The organism is Microbispora cellulosiformans (assembly GCF_008728085.1).
GTDB classification, from domain to species: domain Bacteria; phylum Actinomycetota; class Actinomycetes; order Streptosporangiales; family Streptosporangiaceae; genus Microbispora; species Microbispora amethystogenes.
This window is the reverse complement of sequence record NZ_VYTZ01000040.1, coordinates 1-2,176: the sequence shown is the minus strand read 5'-3', so window position 1 is coordinate 2,176 and position 2,176 is coordinate 1. Positions and strand designations below refer to the sequence as shown.

The following is a 2,176-nucleotide window of genomic DNA, read 5'->3' as shown; positions in this document are numbered from 1 at the left end:
GCGTGTGCCCGCGGACCTTCATGCCCTTGCTGACCGCGTGGTTGACGATCTGGTCGGCCGAGCCCCAGTTGAACGAGTTGCGGGACGGCTCGATCGGCCCCCACTTCATCTCGTTCTCGGCGGTGACCCCGTTGAACTCCCGGTCCCAGGTCGCCACGTAGGTCGAGTCGTTCAGGTGGCCGGCCGCGATCGCGGTGCCGAAGTAACGGCCGCTCTGCGCGGCGGCCGCCCCGAGGGTGCTCTCCGCGGCGCCGACGGGGGTGGACGCCGCCAGGGCCGTCACCACCCCGAGTATGCCGAGAGCCCCGGCGGCCAGCACCCGGCGGGAACCGCCGAGTCGTCGCCGGGCTCGTCTCACAGGTATGGCGGTGTCGTCCATGCCTGAGCCTCCAGTGCTAGATGAACAAGGGTGCTTGTCGAACGTGGTGTGAAAGAACGGTGGTGCCGAAAGAACGGTGGTGCCGAAGGAACGGTGGTGCGGAAAGAACGAGTGCTGAGACGAACGCGGATGAACGCGGGAAGACGCCCGCGACGTCGCACACGGCCCGTCACGGACCGCGGCACCGGCATGCGGCCTCTGCCGTTCACCACCGACCGGGCAGAAGGAGGCCGCCGGGGATCAGTCTGGAAACGTCGGCGTAACGTGTCAAGGCGTTGTGTCGATCTCTCGGCGGCGGGCCGTCAGGGCCCTATCCCTGCGGGAGCCGGACGTTCACCCGGAGAGGCTCCTGTCCGGCGGATATCCGCGGCGGCCCGGGCCCCGGCGTGCCGTGACAACGGCTGTGAAAGTTTCACCGGGGCCGGGCCGGCGAGCGGACCGGCCGCTTCACGGTCGTCCCAGTTCGGGCGCTCCTCCCGGCCACGGGCGACCACCCGGGAACGGCCCACGTGTTGACACACCCCGCGTCGTCGTATTGGCTCCGCCGCACCACCACCGACATGGGCCAGATGTGAGAAGGGAGTTCACATCGCCGAAATGTTAACGCTCACAGGATCAGCGTTCACAGGACCAGCGCTCGCGGGACCACGCGGGCCGGTCCGCCGGTTCTCCGGCCCGGCCCGGCCACGGGCGGCGTGGACCTCCGCTGTCCCCGTGACCGGTGGTCGCGGCTCGCGCCCCGCGCGGCCGCGGGGCGTCGTCCGGAGCTGAACCGTCGCCGGCCCGTACGGCGCCGTTTCCGCGGCCCGCGATGTTAGCGATAACTCGCCCTTGGCGGCCGCATCCGGTCGTCCGGCGCTCCCCGGCAGTGAACGCTCCCACCCGATCCGCCGAATCCGGCCCCCGGCCCACGCCTTCCACAGCCGGGGGTCACGGGGACGGGTCCGCCGTCCCTCCGCCAGTGAGGGACGGCGGACCCGTCCCCACCGCCTCCACCCCCAGAGGAGAAGACAATGCATCCAGCGCCGCCCCGTGTGACCGGGCGCCGGAGACGATCGCCCGCGGCCCTCCTGACGTGCCTGCTCGCGGCGCTCGCGACCCTGCTCGCCGGCGCGCTCGTGGCCATGACGCCGGCCACGGCCGCGACCGTCGACACCAACGCCTGGTACGTACTGGTCAACCGCAACAGCGGCAAGGCCCTGGACGTGTACAACCTCTCCACCGCCGACGGCGGGTCGCTCGTGCAGTGGGCCCGGAACAACGGCAACAACCAGCAGTGGCGGTTCGTCGACTCGGGCGGTGGCTACTACCGCGTGCAGTCGCGGCACTCCGGCAAGGTGATGGACGTCGCGAACCTCTCCACCGCCGACGGCGCCGCCGTCGTGCAGTGGAGCGACGGCAACGGCGTCAACCAGCAGTTCCGGCTGGCGGACTCCGCGGACGGCTACGTACGGCTGATCAACCGCAACAGCGGCAAGGCCGTGGAGGTGCAGAACGCCTCCACCGCCGACGGCGGCAAGATCGTGCAGTACTCCGACTGGGGCGGCGCCAACCAGCAGTGGCAGCTCGTCCGCGTCGACGGCGGCACCAGCTCCCCGTCGGCGTCCCCGTCCATGTCTCCGTCCGTGTCACCGTCGGCGTCCCCGAGCGCGCCCTCGGGGACGTTCACAAACCCGGTGCTGTGGGACGACCTCGCCGACATCGACATCATCCGGGTCGGCGACACCTACTACTACTCCGCCTCCACGATGCACTACTCGCCCGGCGCGCCGGTCCTGCGCTCCTATGACCTGGTGC

At 70.8% G+C, this 2,176-nt stretch carries 2 protein-coding genes; one reads left to right on the top strand and one right to left on the bottom strand.

All coding sequences use genetic code 11. The features are described 5' to 3' along the window. The coding region (locus F5972_RS36710) for an endo-1,4-beta-xylanase (RefSeq protein ID WP_150940758.1) at positions 1-379 on the bottom strand (379 nt) is incomplete at its 3' end. A 1,013-nt stretch (positions 380-1,392) separates the two neighbouring features. On the opposite strand from F5972_RS36710, the gene F5972_RS36705 reads away from it, so the two are divergent. Continuing rightward, on the top strand, positions 1,393-2,176 hold a 784-nt coding region (locus F5972_RS36705), incomplete at its 3' end, for an RICIN domain-containing protein (RefSeq protein ID WP_150940756.1).